Genomic DNA, 17519 nt, shown 5'->3' on the forward strand with positions numbered 1-17519 from the left:
ATAAAGGTAGTATGAAGATTTCAAGAAATGATCCTTATGATTCTAATCTGTTTATCAGAGGTTTAGGTGTGTTGCTTACGCAGATGCATTCAGATCTTTATGAGTATACGTACTTCCTGACTTTTAAGAAATCTATGAAATCTTATGCGAAAGATTTCAATGATCCATATGAACAATGCATAGAGGACCTCGGTTTCTTTGAAAAAATTGAAGATCCTTTCGTTCAAAATTGCCTGGAAGCCCAGATAAAACTGATTTATTGTAAAGAACAACTGATCTTAAGGTTTGGTATTGATGAGGTGGAGGATTTGGGAGATCCTTTTCTTGTGGTGCAGGCTTTACGTTTCAGGCCATATATCCTGGTCTTTAAAAGATCCAAAAGCTATAAAAAGTTGAAACTTTATTATGAACGTTCCTTATCTGAGTTTATCGAAAGCCTGTATTTCTATGCCTGCGCTTTGACGGCAGAAAGTTATAAGATTCCATTGGTATTGAAAAGGCGTTTTGTCCTTCCGGATGAGGAAAGTTTCCGGTTGTTAAATCATGACGACCATACAGTGGAATTATTGACCGAGCTGATCATTGGTTTAAAGAAAGACCTGAATGACCTGAGGTTGCTCACGAAGAAATAGCGGAACTCAATTGCAGAATAAATCTTATCTTACGATCCCTAATCATTATCATTTGAACCACATATGAATAAAAAATTTTTCTTATTGGGGCTAAGCAGCCTGTTAACACTTAGGTCGGCAAATGCGTTGTTTGCAGCAGACCATTTCCCATCCGCTAATATTCAGCAGGAAGTAACTGCAAAAGACTTAATTGGTCGCTGGGACATCACTATGGACGAAAATGGGAAATCTGTACCTTCCTGGCTGGAGGTTAAGCTTTCGGGTTATCGTACTTTAGTTGGTTATTTTGTAGGACCATCCGGAAGTGCACGTCCCGTTTCAAAAGTGAATTTTGATAAGGGCAAGTTCAGTTTTACCATTCCACCACAATGGGAGGAAGGTACTCAGGATGTACTGATTGAAGGAGAAGTATCGGGAACTGAAATCCATGGTACCCTGATCAGTAGTGAAGGAAAAAAATATAGCTGGAAAGGTGTGAAAGCACCGGCGCTAAAAAATACGGTGGCAACCACATGGGCGAAACCGATTGTATTGTTCAATGGAAAAGACCTGGCTGGCTGGAAAGCAATGGGTAAAAACCAATGGCTCGTTAAAGATGGCGTACTGACCAGTCCGCATTCCGGTGCTAACCTGATCTCAGACCAAAAGTTTAAAGATTTTAAATTGCATGTAGAATTCAGGTACCAAAAAGGGAGCAATAGTGGGGTGTATTTAAGAGGCCGCTATGAAGTACAGATTGAAGACAGTCCGAAAGACGCACATCCTTCAAGTGTATTGTTTAGCGGAGTATATGGTTTCTTACCGCCAAATGAAATTGCCGCTTTGGGTCCTGATCAATGGCAGAGCTATGATATTACCCTGGTTGGCCGATTAGTAACGGTAGTTGCAAACGGAAAAACGGTGATCAGCAATCAGGAGATCCCGGGGATTACCGGCGGTGCACTGGACAGCAATGAGGGCGAAGCCGGACCGATCTATATTCAGGGAGATCACGGGCCGATTGAATTCAGAAAGATTGTGATTACACCGGCAAAATAGATTTTAAAAATCAGGCCCTTGGTCCGAAGTTAAAGATTGTTGCAGTTTTGTTAACGAATGTTAATTCTGCTAATAGTTTAAAGTCCATTGACTTATATTTGTCAATGGACTTTATTATTAAGCGCATCTGGTACATCACGATCCCGACTGCAATGGCAGTTTTGATATTTCAGTTGTACTGGTTACGCATGACTTATGCAAACCAGCAAGTCAGCTTTGAGCAGCTGGCTACTGATGCTTTGCAAAAAGCCTATGATAGTGCAATTATAGGCTCCTTGCCGGGTAAAAAGGCAATATTTGGAGAAAAAAGCTCTGTTAAGTTAGCTACCACAAATCTGAATGTAGGAAATCTGGATCCAAAGAGTCTGCAAAAATTAATTTCCCGGTCTAAACAGCTTAAATCAGATACTATATTTACCATCAATGAACCGACAGAGAGCATGAACAGTTTCTTGTCTGAGGTGCTTTCGATGAGCTCTCTTTCTCAATTGAGTCCGACAGTATTGAATAAAAGCTATCGCGAAGAGCTTAAAAACCGAAAAATTACCCTCCCTTTCAGGTTATCTGTCCTTAAGAAAGGAACTAAAATCAATCCTTCTCCAGGAACCATTCTTGTTCAGCTGAAAAACAATAAACAGGTCATTGCAGCCGAATTTTCTGGGGTAAGTAAGCTGTTGCTCATTAAGATATTGTGGCCTATCGTACTTTCTTTTCTATTGGTGGTGCTGATTACAGGTTGCATCTCTCTTTTGGCGCGGATCATTTACCGGCAAAAAAAACTGGAGAACATGAAAAATGATTTCATCAGTAATATCAGTCATGAACTTAAAACGCCTCTGGCGATTTTAAGTACAACCAACGATGTCTTATTGAATTTTGATGGTTTAAAAGATCAGGAAAAAACGGAGCGTTACCTGAGGTTAAGCAAAGATGAGCTCTATAAATTACAAGGACTGATTGATGGCATACTCTCCCTCAGTAAAATGGACCATGGCGATCATGGACTTGGCAAGTCGGAAATGATTTACCTTCATGACTTGCTGAAAGTAGTTGCTTCCCGCTTTATGGAGTTGCAGGGTGTAGCAATAGAACTTGATTTACAAATCAATAATGAGCTGGTCAATATATGGCCGGATGCTTTAAAAACAGTCCTTTCCAATCTGCTGGATAATGCGATTAAATATACTCCTGGAAATGAGAAGTTGATCAGAATCTCTGTTACACAGGATTCAAAGCATTATTTTTTTAACGTCACTGATTTTGGAATAGGGATTAGTGAGGAGCATCAGGCTTATATCTTCGATAAATTTTACCGTGTTCCACAGGGAAATATTCATGAGGTTAAGGGGTATGGACTGGGGCTTAGCCATGTGAAAAGTCTGGTCGAAAAGATGGGAGGAGAAATCAGCGTGGTTAGTCAGTTGAAAAAAGGATCAGTATTTACCGTCCAATTGAATAAGAAATGAATGATGAAGTAAAGTTACTATTGGTCGAAGATGAGCCAATACTTGCCGGAGTAGTGAAAGAAACCCTCGAAATGAAAGGCTTTAAGGTCAGTCATGCCAGCAATGGTCTGGAAGGTCTGGATCATTTTCAGCGTTTTAATCCGGACTTATGTATTATCGATATCATGATGCCACAGAAGGACGGGTTATCTCTGATTGAAGAAATCAGGACCAGAAATAAGCATGTTCCGCTGATCATACTTACCGCGAAAAGCGAAATCCAGGATGTTTTAAAAGGCTTTCATGCCGGGGCAGACGATTATATGAAGAAGCCATTTAGTGTGGAAGAGTTGCTGATGCGCATACAGGTCCTTCTTAAAAGAACCAGAACGGCTCCAAATGTCAATCCGGATCTTTATTATCTTGGTAATTACATCTTTGATCCCAATCGGCAGGAGTTGCATTTTGGCGGGGAAGTTCAAAGAATGTCTCAACGGGAAGCCGAGATTTTAAAGAGCCTGGCCAATCATTTAAATGAGATTACTTCAAGAAAAGAGATGCTCATTGAGCTTTGGGGTGACGATAGTTTTTTCAATACCCGCAGTATGGATGTTTATATCACCAGGATTCGTAAGTACTTGTCGCAGGACGTAAATGTACAGATTGTGAATGTTCGTGGGAGAGGGTATAAGCTCATCGTCTAACATCCTAATCGCCTTTTTCTAACTTTTGTTAAGGTTATATCAACCTTCATTAACTCAGTTTAGAAAGTTGTCGCCCTAGTTTTGCGACATGATTAGGAGTAATAATAAATTTTTCTGGCTGATGAGTCTGATCCTGTTGGGATGGATTAGCCCAGCATTCTCACAACAACAGGTCAGGTCTTCGATCATTGATGCGAACACCGGTACAGCCTTAACGCATGCTGCAGTTAAGCTGACGCAGCAGAAGGACACGACTGTTAAAAAGTCGGGAATAACTGATTCACAAGGCCTGATTGTTTTTGATCGGCTTCAAAAAGGAGATTATCACCTGCAAATCCATGCGATAGGCTATATGGATACACTGATTCATTTCAGTATTCCTGCAGGTAAGTTCAATGCACTTCCTGGTACTATCTATCTCCGGCCTGACCGGGGAATTCAGTTAAAGGAAGTTGTCATCAAAGATGACGGGCCTGCGGTAAGCATGAAAGGGGACACCATCGAATACAATGCGGCAAAATTCAAGACCAAAGACAATGCCGTAGTAGAGGATTTATTGAGGAAACTTCCCGGAGTGAATATCGATAAAACAGGAACGATCAAAGCACAGGGGGAAGTCGTTCAGCGGGTATTGGTGGATGGGAAAGAGTTTTTTGGTAGTGACCCTTCCATAGCTACGCGGAATCTGCCTGCAGACATGATACAAAAGGTGCAGGTGCTTGACAAGAACAGCGACATGGCTGAATTTACAGGTGTTGCAGATGGCAAACAGCAGAAGACGATTAACCTGATTACCAAGAAAAACAGAAAGCGGGGGTACTTTGGTAATTTAAATGGAGGGCTGGGTGATGCAGGTCACTACGAAGCCGGACTGAATGTCAATAGTTTTGTGAATGAAGCGCAGATGTCTTTGATCATGAAAGGCAATGACGTCAATAAATCGGGTTTCAGTACCACTGAACTGATCAGACTGCTTAGTCAAAATCCGGAGATGTTCAATAGCCTGCCTCCATCCGCATTATCAGAGCTCACGAAAATGAAATCCGTCAAGATTGAAGGAAACAGTGAGGCTTTGGCAGAACTGGCCCGCCCATCCGGGCTCACCGATACAAAATATGGAGGTTTAAACTTTAATAACGACTGGTCTGACCGGCTTAAGCTTCGCAGCAGTTATTTTTTTAACGACAACCGGACAACGGATAAGTTCGACAATTCAAGACAGTACCTGCTGCAGCAGTCGCCTTATAATTATCTGCAATCGGGAACAAAAACAAACCATACCAATAACAAACGTATTGATTTGAGTACTGATGTTAAGCTCAGTAACCGAAGTTCCATCAAAATCAGTCCGCGTGTTAATTTAAGTAATGCGGATAGAAATTCCGATCAGACCTTCAGTTCAGCTACTGTCGGAACGAATCCTGTTCCGCTAAATGACGGAACGCAATTGTTTAAAAGCAATTCCAGCAACAATATCGTTAGTGGCAATACGCTGTTTAAGCACCGATTAACGAAGGCAGGACGCACATTGGTATTCGAAACGACTCCGGAGTATTTTCAGAGCAAGAGCAATTACCTGAATCAATCTGCCAATAACCTTTATACGGACAACAGAAAGACCACAGAAAATACCGATCAGCAGACGTTGAGCACCGGTAATATTTATAACCTGAATAACAACCTGGTTTATACTGAGCCCATTTCTTCAAAATATCTTTTGCAGGCAGGCCAGCAATTTTACTACAGTCATGGGAAATACCTTCGTCAGGTAAATAATAGAAATGTGGGGAATGGCAATTACGACAACCCTGTTCCTGCCTTATCAGATAATTATACTTCGGATAGAATCGAGTACAATAGTAAATTGTCGGTCTCCGGTAACTACAAGAAGTTCAATTATACGGTTGGTGCCGGTTTCAAACAAAGTCAGGTTCGCGGCAGTTCTTTGCTCAGGAACTATCGTGTAGATCAGCATTACCGGGCTTTATTGCCCTCTGCATATGCGACTTACAAAGTGTCTGCTTCTCAAAAACTGGTACTGAATTATGCGATGGAAACCAATATGCCATCTGTGAGCAACCTGCAGCCTATTGAGGACAATATTGACCCTTTATTTACCCGCAAAGGTAATCCTGATCTCGGGCAGGAAAAGAGCCAGCGTTTATCCCTGGCATTTAACTCTTTCCAGCTCGGTTCAGGAAATTCTGTTTATGCTTCCTTTAATCTAAACTGGTTTAATCAGCAGATTACAGACCATACGATTACTGATGCGACAACGGGAAAGCAGCTGATTACTCCGGTCAACGTAAGCGGGAACTACAGGTATGGTTTAAACATGGGTAAAACGATCAGGCTGGATGGAAATGGTTCTTCACTGACGGCTGAAGTGAATGGCAGCTATTCAAAAAGCAGCCTGATGAACAACAACCTCTTAAGCAATATCAGGACATTATCTGTCAGCCCTGAGCTGTCTGTTAATTATTATCTGGGTAATAAAGTGAGTTTTAGCGGGCGGGGGAGTGCCTCCTGGAATACCCGCAGATTTTCCAGACTTACCACCTTGCCAGCGGAAAACTGGCTGCTCAGTTATGGCCTGGAAAGCATCGTCATCCTCCCGCTTAAAATGTCTTTGGAAGGAAGTATCGATGGTTTCAGTACGCCCGGCCTGAGCAAGGGTTACAACACCAATGTGATGGTCTTAAACACTGGCTTAAATAAAGAGTTTGGTAAACAGTTTTCTGTTAAAGCAGAAGCGAGAGACCTCCTGAACCGGAATCAAAGTATCAGCAGGGTCACGGGGAATGGCTATATAGAAGATAAAAGAAACAATGCCCTTGGCAGGTATTTTCAGCTCTCTGCTGTTTACAAATTCAGACATTTTCCTAAATCAAATAAAAAATAGAACATATGAAAACAAAAGTGATGTTAGTACTGGCGATGGTGATCGCTGGTTTGAGTTTAAAGGCGCAAGATAAAACTCAGGGTAAAGTGAATTATGAGGTTAGTATCAACCTGCATGCTTCGCTAAAACCCGATCAATTGCAATTCAAGGATATGATTCCTGAATTTTCTGTATCAAAGGAAGTCCTTTATTTTAACGGGAATCTTGCAAAAATTGAGCATGCAAGTCCCGAGGTGCAGGAAGGCGAGGGTGGCGTAAAGGTAAAGATGGATTTTGAAGGAGGTAAGAAAGGAATGTATAGCGATGGCACAGCTGAAGGCACTTATCATCTCATCGAGAAAGATGGAAAGAAATCCTTGCTGGCGATAAGTGATAAGAAGGAGGGCGGTAATGAAGATAAGCCAGGTAAAACCAAGGAGATTTTAGGTTTTACCTGTCAGGGGGTGACATCCGGCGGTTTTACCCTATGGATCTGTAAGGAACTTCCATTTAAAATCGGACCTTTCGGAATGTTTTCTAAAGAGGGCGCTATTCTTGGATTTGAGACGAAAACAGGAAAAGGTTATGCCACCTCAATTGATTATGTTCCCGTAAAGGCAGAGGATGTGGCTGTTCCAAAGGACTTACCTATAGAAAAGAAATCATAAAGGACGGGTTGATCTGCATTTTTATTTCTAAATTCAACTTTGTGTTAATGCGATATATATGGTTGTAATAAAGGATTTTAACGATATAGATGAATTGAAAAGGCCAAAGCGTATGTTGAAATACGTTTTGGCCTTTTGTACGTCCGGCAGGGCAACATTAGTAATCGATGAGAACGAATTCGAACTTTCTGAAAACACCTTGATTACGATTACTTCCGGCCAAATTCATTATTTCAAAGCGCTGGATGATGCAAAAGGCATTATCCTGGAATTTACCTACGACTTCTTTATCAAGGGAGACCATGATATGGAACTCATCTTTCACAATGGTTTATTTTGTCATTTTGCAATGAATGAAGCCATCCAGGTAGAAAATGGAGCAATGATCATAAAACTGCTGACAGAAATTGAGCAGGAAATTTTGACCCGGCCTTATCAATACCTGATTTCTGTACACAGCAGGATTGAGTTGATCCTGATTGAGGTCAACCGTAGCAAAATTAACCGTGGTGATGAGCTCTATAAGCCCGATGCTTTATTCCTTCGTTTTCTGGAAACTGTATTGAGTAATTTTAAAAACAACCTGTCGGTGAATGATATTGCCGGGCTTCTCGGTACTACGGAAGCGAAGCTCAATGAGCTTTCAAAGCTTCATACCAATAAAACGGCACAGAATGTAATCTTTGGATTGATTGTTTCCGAATCAAAACGGCTCTTTACTTACGAAAAATTATCTGTGAAAGAGGTGGCTTATGCATTAGGTTTTAACGATCCTTTTTACTTTTCTAATTTCTTTAAGAAACACACCCGCATATCTCCAAAGTCTTATAAAGAGACGGTATTCAATTAATCTTATATGTTTTTTCCGGGATTCTCTATTCTTTAGGGGGGCTTCTTGTTGCACCTTTATAGCTGATCAAAACAAATATGGAAAGATATCAGAACACTGCAACACTGCTCTTACGATTTGCATTAGCCATGGGTTTTTTATCTGCTGTAAGCAGCAGATTGGGGTTATTGGGGAGTCATTCTTCAGGCTGGGAGAACTTTCTGGTCTATGTTGGAAAGGTAAATTCTTTTGCCCCGGAGGGCGCTGTTTTAATCCTTGCTATTGCAAGCACCATTTTCGAGGCTGGCTTTGCGATCCTGTTACTCATCGGTTATCAAATCCGGTGGATTTCCCTTGGAGCCTCCACATTAACCTTGGCATTCGCATTGGCCATGACCTATTCTTTTGGCCTCAAAGATCCCCTCGATTATTCTGTGTTTACGTTTAGCGCAGCTGCTTTTCTCTTATCTACAGCGCCAAAATACCCCTGGAGCATCGACGAGTTGATTTTAAAAAGAGAAAACTGATAAACAGGAAAAAGCAGCGGTCGTTTATTGTCCCGGAAGAAGTTGTAATTTTAAAATAAACCTAAAATCCCCTATGAAGAATCAGATTTGTACCGCCTGTGGTACGCAGTTCCCAACGAGCAGCATCAGGCTTGAGTTGTGTCCGATATGTGTTGACGACCGACAGTATGTTCCTGAAAAGGGGCAAGGCTGGACCACATTGGATGAGCTGTCAAAAGATCATATTGTGGTCACGAAACAATTGAACGACCATCTTTATGAACTGAAGATAATGCCTTCTTTTGGTATTGGGCAAAGGGCGCTGTTGGTGATCACACCTGCAGGAAACATTTTATGGGATTGTATCTCCCTTTTAAATGAACCCATCATTGAATTTATCAATTCCAAAGGCGGACTAAAGGCGATTGCCTTTTCTCATCCTCATTATTATACGACGATGAATGAATGGGCAGCCACCTTTAACCCAACAGGATTCCTTTACCCATCGAAGAAATAAAGCGAATTAAAGCGCTGATGCATCAACTGGATTTTGATACCATGCACGGGTTTTATGCGGATCAGAATGTTTATTTAGTCGCAAAAGAAGTTTTGGAAGCCTCAATGAACAGGTACGTTTAAAGATGGATCTCATAGGGTAGAACCGTTTGAGAAAGGGTGGATGTCCTGTTCATTTGACAATGGAATGATTTGTGATATGAATAAAAGATAAAACCTGCTGATGTCTTTTCGAGTGACCTTATTTTTCCTGGGCTTAGTCTATGCGCTTTCGATGGCCTCCTGCAAGCAAATTGCACAGGAGCCGGCCAATCATCCGGCACATTTCGATACTGTAGTCAATCAGGCGGGTATTTATCTTGGCGATGGCCAGAATAAACGTGCAGTGAGGCATTTGGATTCTGCTTATCGTAGCTTCCCTCATCCCGGAATCAAAGATCTATACCGAAAATATGATAACCTGTTTAACATTTATCTGAATTATGATTTCAATATCCCTAAAGCCAGGTTGTATACAGACAGTGTTTTTCAGTTGTTAAAAGGAAAAGAAACCACTTATAAAAACGAATACACCAATGCACTGTTTTTTCTCGGAGAGGTCTTAATGGCTGAAAAAAGATACACCGAAGCATTTAAGACCTTTTATGATGCGCGATCTTTTGCCGACAAGAACCTGGAGGACTGTGCGCTTTCTATCTTTAGTTTTAAGTTGGGACTGGTGAGGTATACCCAGGAAGAATATGGGAAGGCCATTCCTTTCTTTAAGGAAGCAATGGTGGAAAATAAGGATTGTAAGCCGGGAGCCGGCTTCGATTACCTGTTTGTTAATCCTCAGAACTATCTGAACACGATTGCTTTGTGCTTTGAGAAATCTGGAGCGCTTGATAGTGCCGTTGTTTATTACCATAAGGCGCTGGATTTTATTGCTGCAAATAAAGCCCGTTTCCCAAAGCGGCAAGCCTTTATTACCAGTGCCAGTGGTGTGATCTATGGAAACCTGGGTGGGATTTACGTTAAAAAGGGGGAGGATGAACAAGCCAAAAAATACCTGAAAGAAAGTATTGCGATCAACGACCGGCCGGGCTATGATATTCAGGACGCACAAACTGCTAAATTAAAGCTTGCTGCCCTGTACATCGGGCTTTCGGATTATGCCGGAGGGGAAAGGCTCTTAAATGAGCTGGAAGACTTTCTATCCTGCAAATATGGTCTGGGACAAAGGAACAACAACATCAGGATCAAATGGGTGAGGCTGAAGTATGAGTATTACCGGAAAAATGGAAAGCCTTTACTCGCTTATCCTTATTTACAAAAGAGCGATGCATCCCGTGATTCCGTTATCAAGGCCGACAGGGAGTTAAAGAATTTTGATGTGGATAAAGCTTTTAAGGATACAGAGCAGAAATATCGCCTGGCCTTACTGAATAAAGACAATCAATTAAAGACGGCCTATCTGGCTGCTGCAGTGATTTGCATCGTTATGGTTATGATCATTCTTTTCTTTATCTGGTATAACCTGAGGCATTCCAGAAGGGTAAATAGACAGATTTCCGAACAGAACATCAATATGCAGAAAACCCTGAGCTCTCTGGAAAGAAGCCAGGAGGAAAATGTAAAGATGATGATGATCGTTGCCCATGACCTCCGCAATCCTATTGGAAATATCACGGCAATGGCTGATTTAATGCTCGCAGATCAGGATCGCGCTGAGGACGACATGCAGATGCTGGAAATGATTAAGAAATCGGGTCAAAATTCACTTCATCTGGTCAATGACCTGCTCAAGGTGAATAATAAGACTGAAAACCTGCAGAAAGAACCCGTAGACTTATATGTATTGCTGAATTACTGTGTGAATCTGCTTCGTCACAAAGCAGAAGAGAAGAAGCAACAATTGATTTTGCATGCGGTGCATGTGACCATATCTGTAAACACAGAAAAGATGTGGCGTGTGATGAGCAACCTGATAGGAAATGCGGTTAAGTTTAGTCCGGAATCGGCAGCGATTAACATCAGTATAAAGGAAGGAAAAGATCGGGTTTTAATTGCAGTGGAAGATCATGGAATAGGAATTCCGGCAGCAATCAAAACCAAAATATTTGACATGTCTGGCGAGGGACAAAGGTCTGGAACTGCAGGTGAACAACCTTATGGGCTTGGATTGGCCATCTCCAGACAAATTATTGAAAGTCACGGAGGAAGGATCTGGGTGGAAAGTGAACCGGAAAAAGGATCAATCTTTTATATTGAGCTTCCCCTGTAAAAAAATAACCAGTATGTATTATACATACTGGTTACGCAGTGCAATTTTCTGACCGATTTCAATCAGTTGCTGATGGGTCATGAATACATCTGATTTCCATAGACCACCATTTTCTCCGTTGGCAGGCCATACCGTTCCTACCTCTTTCTCTCCATTAAGGAGCTTGTATTTGTTTTCTTTTTCAAAAGGAACTACCTGCAGTTTTTCTTTTTTGTTGCTTACCGTTACTTCAATGTCAAATGAGTTCATTGGCTTATATTTTGGATGATTACAGCTATTATAACGTTTTGTTGTTTAAATTGTTTGCTAATTTATAAAATAAATATTTTTAATTATTTTAAATGGTGTTGCTAATTTCTATAACTATCCTTTGTTTTACTAATTAGAAATATTATAAGTGTTTTAAATACGTTTAACCGCGTTTTTTAACCGGGAGTTTGTTGCTTTGAGGGCTGAGACCTGATGAAGAATGCCCCCAAAATTCAAAATTGTTTAATCAACATTGACAGGTGTTTGTTACCTTTATGTTAAGGGGAACATGGGGATGATAACTTATACTGGTCTTAGCGACGGTGAATTGGCTATTTTATTGCAGCAGGGAGACCGGGCTGCTTTTACCGAGATTTACAACAGGTACAAATATCTTTTATACCTGCATGTTTACAAGCGTTTAAGAAATGCCGATGAGGCAGAAGACATCATTCACGATCTTTTTGCGGTGTTATGGAACAACAGAGACAGCTTTGTTTTAAAAACACATTTGTCTGGTTATTTGTATACAGCGGTGCGGAACCGGGTCTTTAAATTTATGGCGCATAAAGACATTGAATCCGCTTATATTACTTCCTTTTTTGAAACTGCTAAAAGTACCGTTAACATTACGGATCATCTTGTCCGGGAGCACCAGATGACCCTGCTCATTGAGAAAGAGATCGCTGCACTTCCCTCAAAAATGAGAGAAATATTTGAGTTGAGCCGCAAGCAACACCTGTCTCACAAAGAAATCGCAGATCAGTTACAACTTTCTGAGCAAACGGTTTCCAAGCAGGTCACCAATGCATTAAGAATTCTGCGGGCAAAACTCTGGTTTTTGACCTTCCTGGCCTTCTTTATTAAGCCTTAACATTTTTTTTAAAAATTATCTACCTGTTCGGCAGGAGTTGATGGTCTATATCTTTAAACCCAGATCATTAATGCCCTCAGAAGATGAACAAAGAAGAACTAAAATCATTACTTGAAAAATTCGATGCAGGACATTGTACTGCCGAAGAGGTTGGCATGCTGGAAAGCTGGTATTTGCAATGGAGAACAGATGAAGAGATTGACCTTGCCGATGCAGAAGCAGAACAACGCATAGACCATATCTGGAGCAGACTCGATGAAGAGGCGGAAGTTCAAAAGCGTCCGTTACGTTTATGGCCGCGCTTCGCCGCTGCGGCAGTCCTGCTGATTGCCTTAAGCAGTGGATTGTTCTTTTATTTCAATCCTGGCGGATCAACTCCTGCTATGATGGCAAAGCAAGACGTTCCTGCCGGAGGAAACAAAGCTTATTTGACCCTTGCTGATGGAAAAAGAATCGTGTTGACCAATGCCGCAAATGGACAACTGGCTAAGGAGACTGGTGTAGCCATCAGTAAATCGGCAGACGGACAGCTGGTTTACACCCTTTCTGATCAAAGTATTGCAAAAAATGCCGAACCGATATATAATAAGATAGAAACGCCGAAAGGTGGGCAATACCAGATTGTGCTGCCGGATGGGACGAAAGTCTGGTTAAACTCTGCTTCGTCGCTCCGCTTTCCGGCAACGTTTGCAAATGTAAAAACACGGGAAGTTGAATTGAGCGGAGAAGCTTACTTTGAAGTTGCCCACAACAAAAAACTACCTTTTGTGGTTAAAACTGCCCGACAGGAATTGTCAGTTCTGGGAACTCATTTTAACCTCAGCAGCTATGCCGACGAGGACGTTACAAAAACGACTTTGCTGGAGGGAGCAGTATTGATTCATAGATTGGGCAATGTTGTAAATCCGATAGAAGGAAAAGATTTTGTCGTACTCAAGCCTGGTCAGCAAGCTAACCTTCGGAAGACCATTCAGACGGGACCTGCAGATATTGAAATGGCTACGGCCTGGAAAGAGGGAAAATTCGTGTTTAATGAGCTTGACCTCAGAAGCATTTTACGACAGCTCTCCAGATGGTATAATGTAGAGGTCGATTATAGCCACGTTCCGGAAAACAGATTTTTTACTGTATTTATTTCCAGAAGTGTCAACCTTTCAAAAGTGCTGGAGATGTTGGAAATAGCGGCAGGAATAGAGTTTGAAATAGATAATAAGACCATTAAAGTGATCAACTTAAAACACTAAATATTAACCTAAAAACAATGCCTATGTAGTCATTTATACACCGCCATAAAAAAAATAAACCAGATGCGTTGCACCGCATCTGGTTCTATTAAGGCAAGCCGTAAACAAATAACTCAATCAACGAACCACAACCTTAACTAAACAAATGTATGAATTTCAAAATTCAATACAAGGAACCCTATTGCCCTAAAAAAGGTCTCCCTTCATTCTTCGATTTAAAATCTAAATTAATTTTAATTATGAAATTGACTGCCATTATCGTCCTGATCTGCTGCCTTCATGTTTCAGCATCCGGGTATTCCCAGCAGATCACTTTAACGGAGAAGAATACCCCATTAAAAAATGTTTTACAAAAGCTTAGGAAGCTAAGCGGGTATCAATTGCTGTATGATGCACAGCTCATCGAGAAATCGAGTCCTGTTACCTTAACGCTGACGAATGTTCCGATTGCTGTTGCATTGGAGCAGATCTTCAGTCTGCAGCCCTTTACTTTCAGCATTTTTGACAAAACCATTCTGGTGAAAGAAAAGATCAAAGAGCCGGACTTCAGAAGAGAAAGTAAGGTGGTCATGATCATCAATGGTACCGTTAAAGACCTCAATGGAAATCCGCTCAATCTCGTAAGCGTGCGGATCAAAGGGGGGAATAAAACGACCGCAACAAATATAGAAGGTCAGTTTTCCATCAATGCACCTGATGAAAATGCGGTTCTTATTTTTTCCTGCGTAGGTCTTGTCACAAAGGAATTGCCGGCAAAGCAGGGAATGGTGGTACAGATGGAGCCCGAACTGAACAAGCTCAATGAGATGGTCGTGGTGGGTTATGGAAGTACCCGAAGAAAAGATTTAACCGGATCGGTTTCTTCCGTAAATGTGAATGAAGTGAGAGATGTTCCCTTTATGAGCATTGACAACGCACTTGCCGGAAAGGCTCCTGGCGTTCAGGTGACCAAGGCCGACGGATCTCCGGGGGGTGCGGTAAGGATCAGAATTCGCGGAGGAGCCTCTCTTTTGGGAACAAACGATCCCTTGTATGTCATTGATGGAATTCCTACCGTGATCTCCAACAATTACATCAGCGGTCAGTCTGATATCGTAAACCCGGTAGAGGCTGCGAATTACGGAGAGGACTTTAATAACAGTGTTTCCGGAGCATTTTCCAGGGGGCTGAACAATCTTGCCGGTTTGAACATCTCCGATATCGAGAGCATTGACATTCTTAAAGATGCTTCTGCTACTGCGATTTACGGCTCAAAAGCGGCAAATGGAGTCGTGATCATTACCACCAAAAAAGGGAAACTGAACTCCAAACCATTACTCAGCGTGAATTATTATGTAGGCCTGAACAAGCCGATTAAAGAAAAGGTCTTAAATGCAGAACAGTACAAAACCGGGCTCAGGGAAGGCGCTGTTAATTACATTAATGAGCGGAAGCGTTTGAATATGAGTCTGACAACGACTGCAGCAAAACAGGCGTTGAGCATGATCAATGATCCTTCTTTTTTCGGAGATGCAGATACAGACTGGCTGGACTTGATTCTAAGAACCGGTGTTACTCAAAATGCCGATTTCTCCCTGAGTGGCGGTGGCATTGGTTCCAGGTATTATACGTCGCTTAATTATACCAATCAGAATGGAACGATAAAAGGCACTGATTTTACCCGACTTTCGGGAAAAATAAACCTGGACAGCGAGATTTCCAAACGTTTACGGGTAATTACGAACCTGAATTTCGGTTATACAAAAAACAACATTACCAACGGAGTTTATGGGCAGGCATTAACTGCACCACCTACATTTGCTCCTTATAATGCTGATGGTTCCTATTCCCAGCTTGGTTTACTTAACTCGGATTACAGGGGCTATCAAAACCCATTGGCAGTAATTGCAGGAACGAACAGGGCGAAAGATTATACCCTGATGGGCTCTGTTTCCGGCGAATATGACATTCTGAAAGACCTGAAGTTTAAGAGTACGCTTTCTGTTAATTATGGCGCTTACAACCAGTTAAACTATGTCCCAAGTTTTGTGGAGATCGGCGGTTTTTATGGACGTGAAAGTTCTCAGGGCGGTTTAGGAACTCAGGCCAGTTCCAATTCATTGAGCAGTTTTATTGAAAATACGCTAACCTGGAATAAGGAGTTTAACGAAAATCATCGTTTAAATGTGCTGGCAGGAACATCCTGGGAAAGCAATAAAAGCGACTTCTTTTCTGCTACAGGAAAAGGTTATCCGGATGATTTTATACTCAATAATCTAAGTTCAGCGGCCACGGCAGTATCCGTAAAAGGTGCGAATCCAGCCAGTCAGAGCTCCCTGTTGTCCTTCTATATCCGCGCGAATTACGTGTTTAAGGATAAATATCTTTTCACCTTTACCGGCAGGTCTGATGCCTCGTCCAAATTTTCGCCGTCCAATCAGGTAGGCTATTTTCCTTCCGGAGCGGTAGGATGGAGGGTTTCTCAGGAGAATTTCCTGAAAAGTGTGAAGTGGATAGATGAGATTAAAATCAGGGCCAGTATGGGTAAAACCGGAACCCAAAGTATTGGCGACCACATGTGGCGTACCCTCTATGCCCCGGATGCGTATGCGGATAAAAACGCATTGGTGCCCAATCAGCTGGGGAATGTCAATATCAAATGGGAATCCACCACTCAACAGGACCTTGGTTTGGACTTTGCTTTTTTCAAAGGCCGGTTAGGTGGTACTTTCGGATATTATAACAAAACAACCGATGGTGCATTGTTAAATCTTACACCTGCACCGAGCTCTTCCTATTACAGTGTGATTTATAACATTGCCAAAATCAGAAACAGGGGTCTGGAACTAGACCTGCATGGAGATTTTGTACGGAATAAGAGCTTCAGCTGGACGGGTGCGATCAATATTTCAAGGAATATCTCCAAAGTAATTAATATCGATGGCGGACCTTTTTCTAATCCAAACGACCGGAATGCACTGAACCTCGGTACCAGTATTGTGAAAGAAGGTGAGCCATTGGGCTTGTTGTATGGCAGGGTGTCGAAAGGCGTGATCAAGACGCAACAACAACTCGACGACTACAAAAATGCCTTTCCTTACTGGAACATTTTTAGCCCTTTGTTGAACATTGGAGACATGGCTTATGAAATCGAAGATCAGTTCTGGAAGCAGGACATTATCGGACGTGCGGCCCCTAAATTCTTTGGTGGATATACCAATACCTTGTCTTACCGGAATTTTAGCCTGATCTCCCTGTTTACATTTTCTTACGGTGGTGACCTGATGTACCAGAAAGATGTGAGTGACATGGGCTTCAATAGTTTGCCAAATAAAGGAATCCGGGTGCTGGATCATTACAGCGAATCGAATCCCGGTTCAGAAAGACCTAGATACCTGTTTAATGATACGCCAATGCTAACTGATTTAAACGTCTATGATGCTTCTTATCTGAAGCTTAAATCGCTCACACTGGCTTATAATGTTTCCCAAAAAGTGTTAAAGAAACTGAGGATGAGTAGTTTGTCGGTATATGCTACAGGGACCAACATCTTTACGGTGACGAAGTATCCGGGACCAGATCCAGAGGTGAGTGATGATCCGGGAAGTGTGATCGGAGGGGGACGTGATGTGAGCACTTATCCAACTGTGAAGTCATACACCTTTGGTGTTCGTATGGGATTTTAATCATA

The 17519-nt window shown here is 41.8% G+C and carries 14 protein-coding genes; 13 read left to right on the forward strand and 1 reads right to left on the reverse strand.

Annotation, left to right across the window (positions count from 1 at the left end; all coding sequences use genetic code 11):
- Nucleotides 1-11 precede the first annotated feature (11 nt).
- The 10 genes from BLQ87_RS05390 (at nt 12) to BLQ87_RS05435 (ending at nt 11482) form a co-directional block, all read left to right on the forward strand.
- Complete coding sequence (locus BLQ87_RS05390) at nt 12-632, forward strand: hypothetical protein (protein ID WP_074605129.1); 621 nt, start codon at nt 12-14, stop codon at nt 630-632.
- Nucleotides 633-695: 63 nt separating this feature from the next.
- Entirely contained in the window at nt 696-1670 is a 975-nt protein-coding gene (locus BLQ87_RS05395) for a 3-keto-disaccharide hydrolase (protein WP_074605130.1), read from the forward strand.
- Nucleotides 1671-1774: 104 nt separating this feature from the next.
- Complete coding sequence (locus BLQ87_RS05400; RefSeq protein WP_074605131.1) at nt 1775-3136, forward strand: sensor histidine kinase; 1362 nt, start codon at nt 1775-1777, stop codon at nt 3134-3136.
- Nucleotides 3133-3819, forward strand: a complete 687-nt coding sequence (locus BLQ87_RS05405) for a response regulator transcription factor (protein ID WP_074605132.1) — start codon at nt 3133-3135, stop codon at nt 3817-3819. The genes BLQ87_RS05400 and BLQ87_RS05405 overlap by 4 nt, the downstream gene beginning before the upstream one ends.
- A gap of 88 nt (nt 3820-3907) precedes the next feature.
- Nucleotides 3908-6721, forward strand: a complete 2814-nt coding sequence (locus tag BLQ87_RS05410) for a TonB-dependent receptor (RefSeq protein WP_074605133.1) — start codon at nt 3908-3910, stop codon at nt 6719-6721.
- A 5-nt stretch (nt 6722-6726) separates the two neighbouring features.
- On the forward strand, nt 6727-7368 hold the full coding sequence (locus BLQ87_RS05415; RefSeq protein WP_074605134.1) for a hypothetical protein: 642 nt from the start codon (nt 6727-6729) through the stop codon (nt 7366-7368).
- 58 nt (nt 7369-7426) lie between these two features.
- On the forward strand, nt 7427-8218 hold the full coding sequence (locus BLQ87_RS05420; protein WP_074605135.1) for a helix-turn-helix domain-containing protein: 792 nt from the start codon (nt 7427-7429) through the stop codon (nt 8216-8218).
- Nucleotides 8219-8295: 77 nt separating this feature from the next.
- Complete coding sequence (locus BLQ87_RS05425; RefSeq protein WP_074605136.1) at nt 8296-8724, forward strand: DoxX protein; 429 nt, start codon at nt 8296-8298, stop codon at nt 8722-8724.
- Nucleotides 8725-8797: 73 nt separating this feature from the next.
- Complete coding sequence (locus tag BLQ87_RS05430) at nt 8798-9220, forward strand: MBL fold metallo-hydrolase (RefSeq protein ID WP_074605137.1); 423 nt, start codon at nt 8798-8800, stop codon at nt 9218-9220.
- Nucleotides 9221-9442: 222 nt separating this feature from the next.
- Nucleotides 9443-11482, forward strand: coding sequence for a tetratricopeptide repeat-containing sensor histidine kinase (locus tag BLQ87_RS05435; protein ID WP_074605138.1), 2040 nt, complete (start codon nt 9443-9445; stop codon nt 11480-11482).
- Nucleotides 11483-11500: 18 nt separating this feature from the next.
- Here BLQ87_RS05435 and BLQ87_RS05440 read toward each other — a convergent pair whose 3' ends face one another.
- Complete coding sequence (locus tag BLQ87_RS05440) at nt 11501-11731, reverse strand: hypothetical protein (protein WP_074605139.1); 231 nt, start codon at nt 11729-11731, stop codon at nt 11501-11503.
- A 295-nt stretch (nt 11732-12026) separates the two neighbouring features.
- Between BLQ87_RS05440 and BLQ87_RS05445 the strand changes: the two genes are divergently transcribed.
- The 3 genes from BLQ87_RS05445 (at nt 12027) to BLQ87_RS05455 (ending at nt 17514) form a co-directional block, all read left to right on the forward strand.
- The gene (locus tag BLQ87_RS05445; protein ID WP_074605628.1) at nt 12027-12605 is read left to right on the forward strand and encodes an RNA polymerase sigma factor; all 579 of its coding nucleotides are present in this window, start codon (nt 12027-12029) and stop codon (nt 12603-12605) included.
- An 83-nt stretch (nt 12606-12688) separates the two neighbouring features.
- A complete protein-coding gene (locus tag BLQ87_RS05450; protein ID WP_074605140.1) occupies nt 12689-13849 on the forward strand; it encodes a FecR family protein in 1161 nt (386 codons plus the stop codon).
- Between the two features lie 239 nt (nt 13850-14088).
- Nucleotides 14089-17514, forward strand: coding sequence for a TonB-dependent receptor (locus tag BLQ87_RS05455; RefSeq protein ID WP_074605141.1), 3426 nt, complete (start codon nt 14089-14091; stop codon nt 17512-17514).
- Nucleotides 17515-17519: the final 5 nt, after the last annotated feature.

The organism is Pedobacter steynii (assembly GCF_900103665.1).
GTDB lineage: Bacteria > Bacteroidota > Bacteroidia > Sphingobacteriales > Sphingobacteriaceae > Pedobacter > Pedobacter steynii.

Bases quoted from the DNA above. Each gene is read 5' to 3' on its own strand.
- BLQ87_RS05390 (WP_074605129.1), top strand. From the start codon at position 12: ATGAAGATTTCAAGAAATGATCCTTATGATTCTAATCTGTTTATCAGA.
- BLQ87_RS05395 (WP_074605130.1), top strand. From the start codon at position 696: ATGAATAAAAAATTTTTCTTATTGGGGCTAAGCAGCCTGTTAACACTT.
- BLQ87_RS05400 (WP_074605131.1), top strand. From the start codon at position 1,775: ATGGACTTTATTATTAAGCGCATCTGGTACATCACGATCCCGACTGCA.
- BLQ87_RS05405 (WP_074605132.1), top strand. From the start codon at position 3,133: ATGAATGATGAAGTAAAGTTACTATTGGTCGAAGATGAGCCAATACTT.
- BLQ87_RS05410 (WP_074605133.1), top strand. From the start codon at position 3,908: ATGATTAGGAGTAATAATAAATTTTTCTGGCTGATGAGTCTGATCCTG.
- BLQ87_RS05415 (WP_074605134.1), top strand. From the start codon at position 6,727: ATGAAAACAAAAGTGATGTTAGTACTGGCGATGGTGATCGCTGGTTTG.
- BLQ87_RS05420 (WP_074605135.1), top strand. From the start codon at position 7,427: ATGGTTGTAATAAAGGATTTTAACGATATAGATGAATTGAAAAGGCCA.
- BLQ87_RS05425 (WP_074605136.1), top strand. From the start codon at position 8,296: ATGGAAAGATATCAGAACACTGCAACACTGCTCTTACGATTTGCATTA.
- BLQ87_RS05430 (WP_074605137.1), top strand. From the start codon at position 8,798: ATGAAGAATCAGATTTGTACCGCCTGTGGTACGCAGTTCCCAACGAGC.
- BLQ87_RS05435 (WP_074605138.1), top strand. From the start codon at position 9,443: ATGTCTTTTCGAGTGACCTTATTTTTCCTGGGCTTAGTCTATGCGCTT.
- BLQ87_RS05440 (WP_074605139.1), bottom strand. From the start codon at position 11,731: ATGAACTCATTTGACATTGAAGTAACGGTAAGCAACAAAAAAGAAAAA.
- BLQ87_RS05445 (WP_074605628.1), top strand. From the start codon at position 12,027: ATGATAACTTATACTGGTCTTAGCGACGGTGAATTGGCTATTTTATTG.
- BLQ87_RS05450 (WP_074605140.1), top strand. From the start codon at position 12,689: ATGAACAAAGAAGAACTAAAATCATTACTTGAAAAATTCGATGCAGGA.
- BLQ87_RS05455 (WP_074605141.1), top strand. From the start codon at position 14,089: ATGAAATTGACTGCCATTATCGTCCTGATCTGCTGCCTTCATGTTTCA.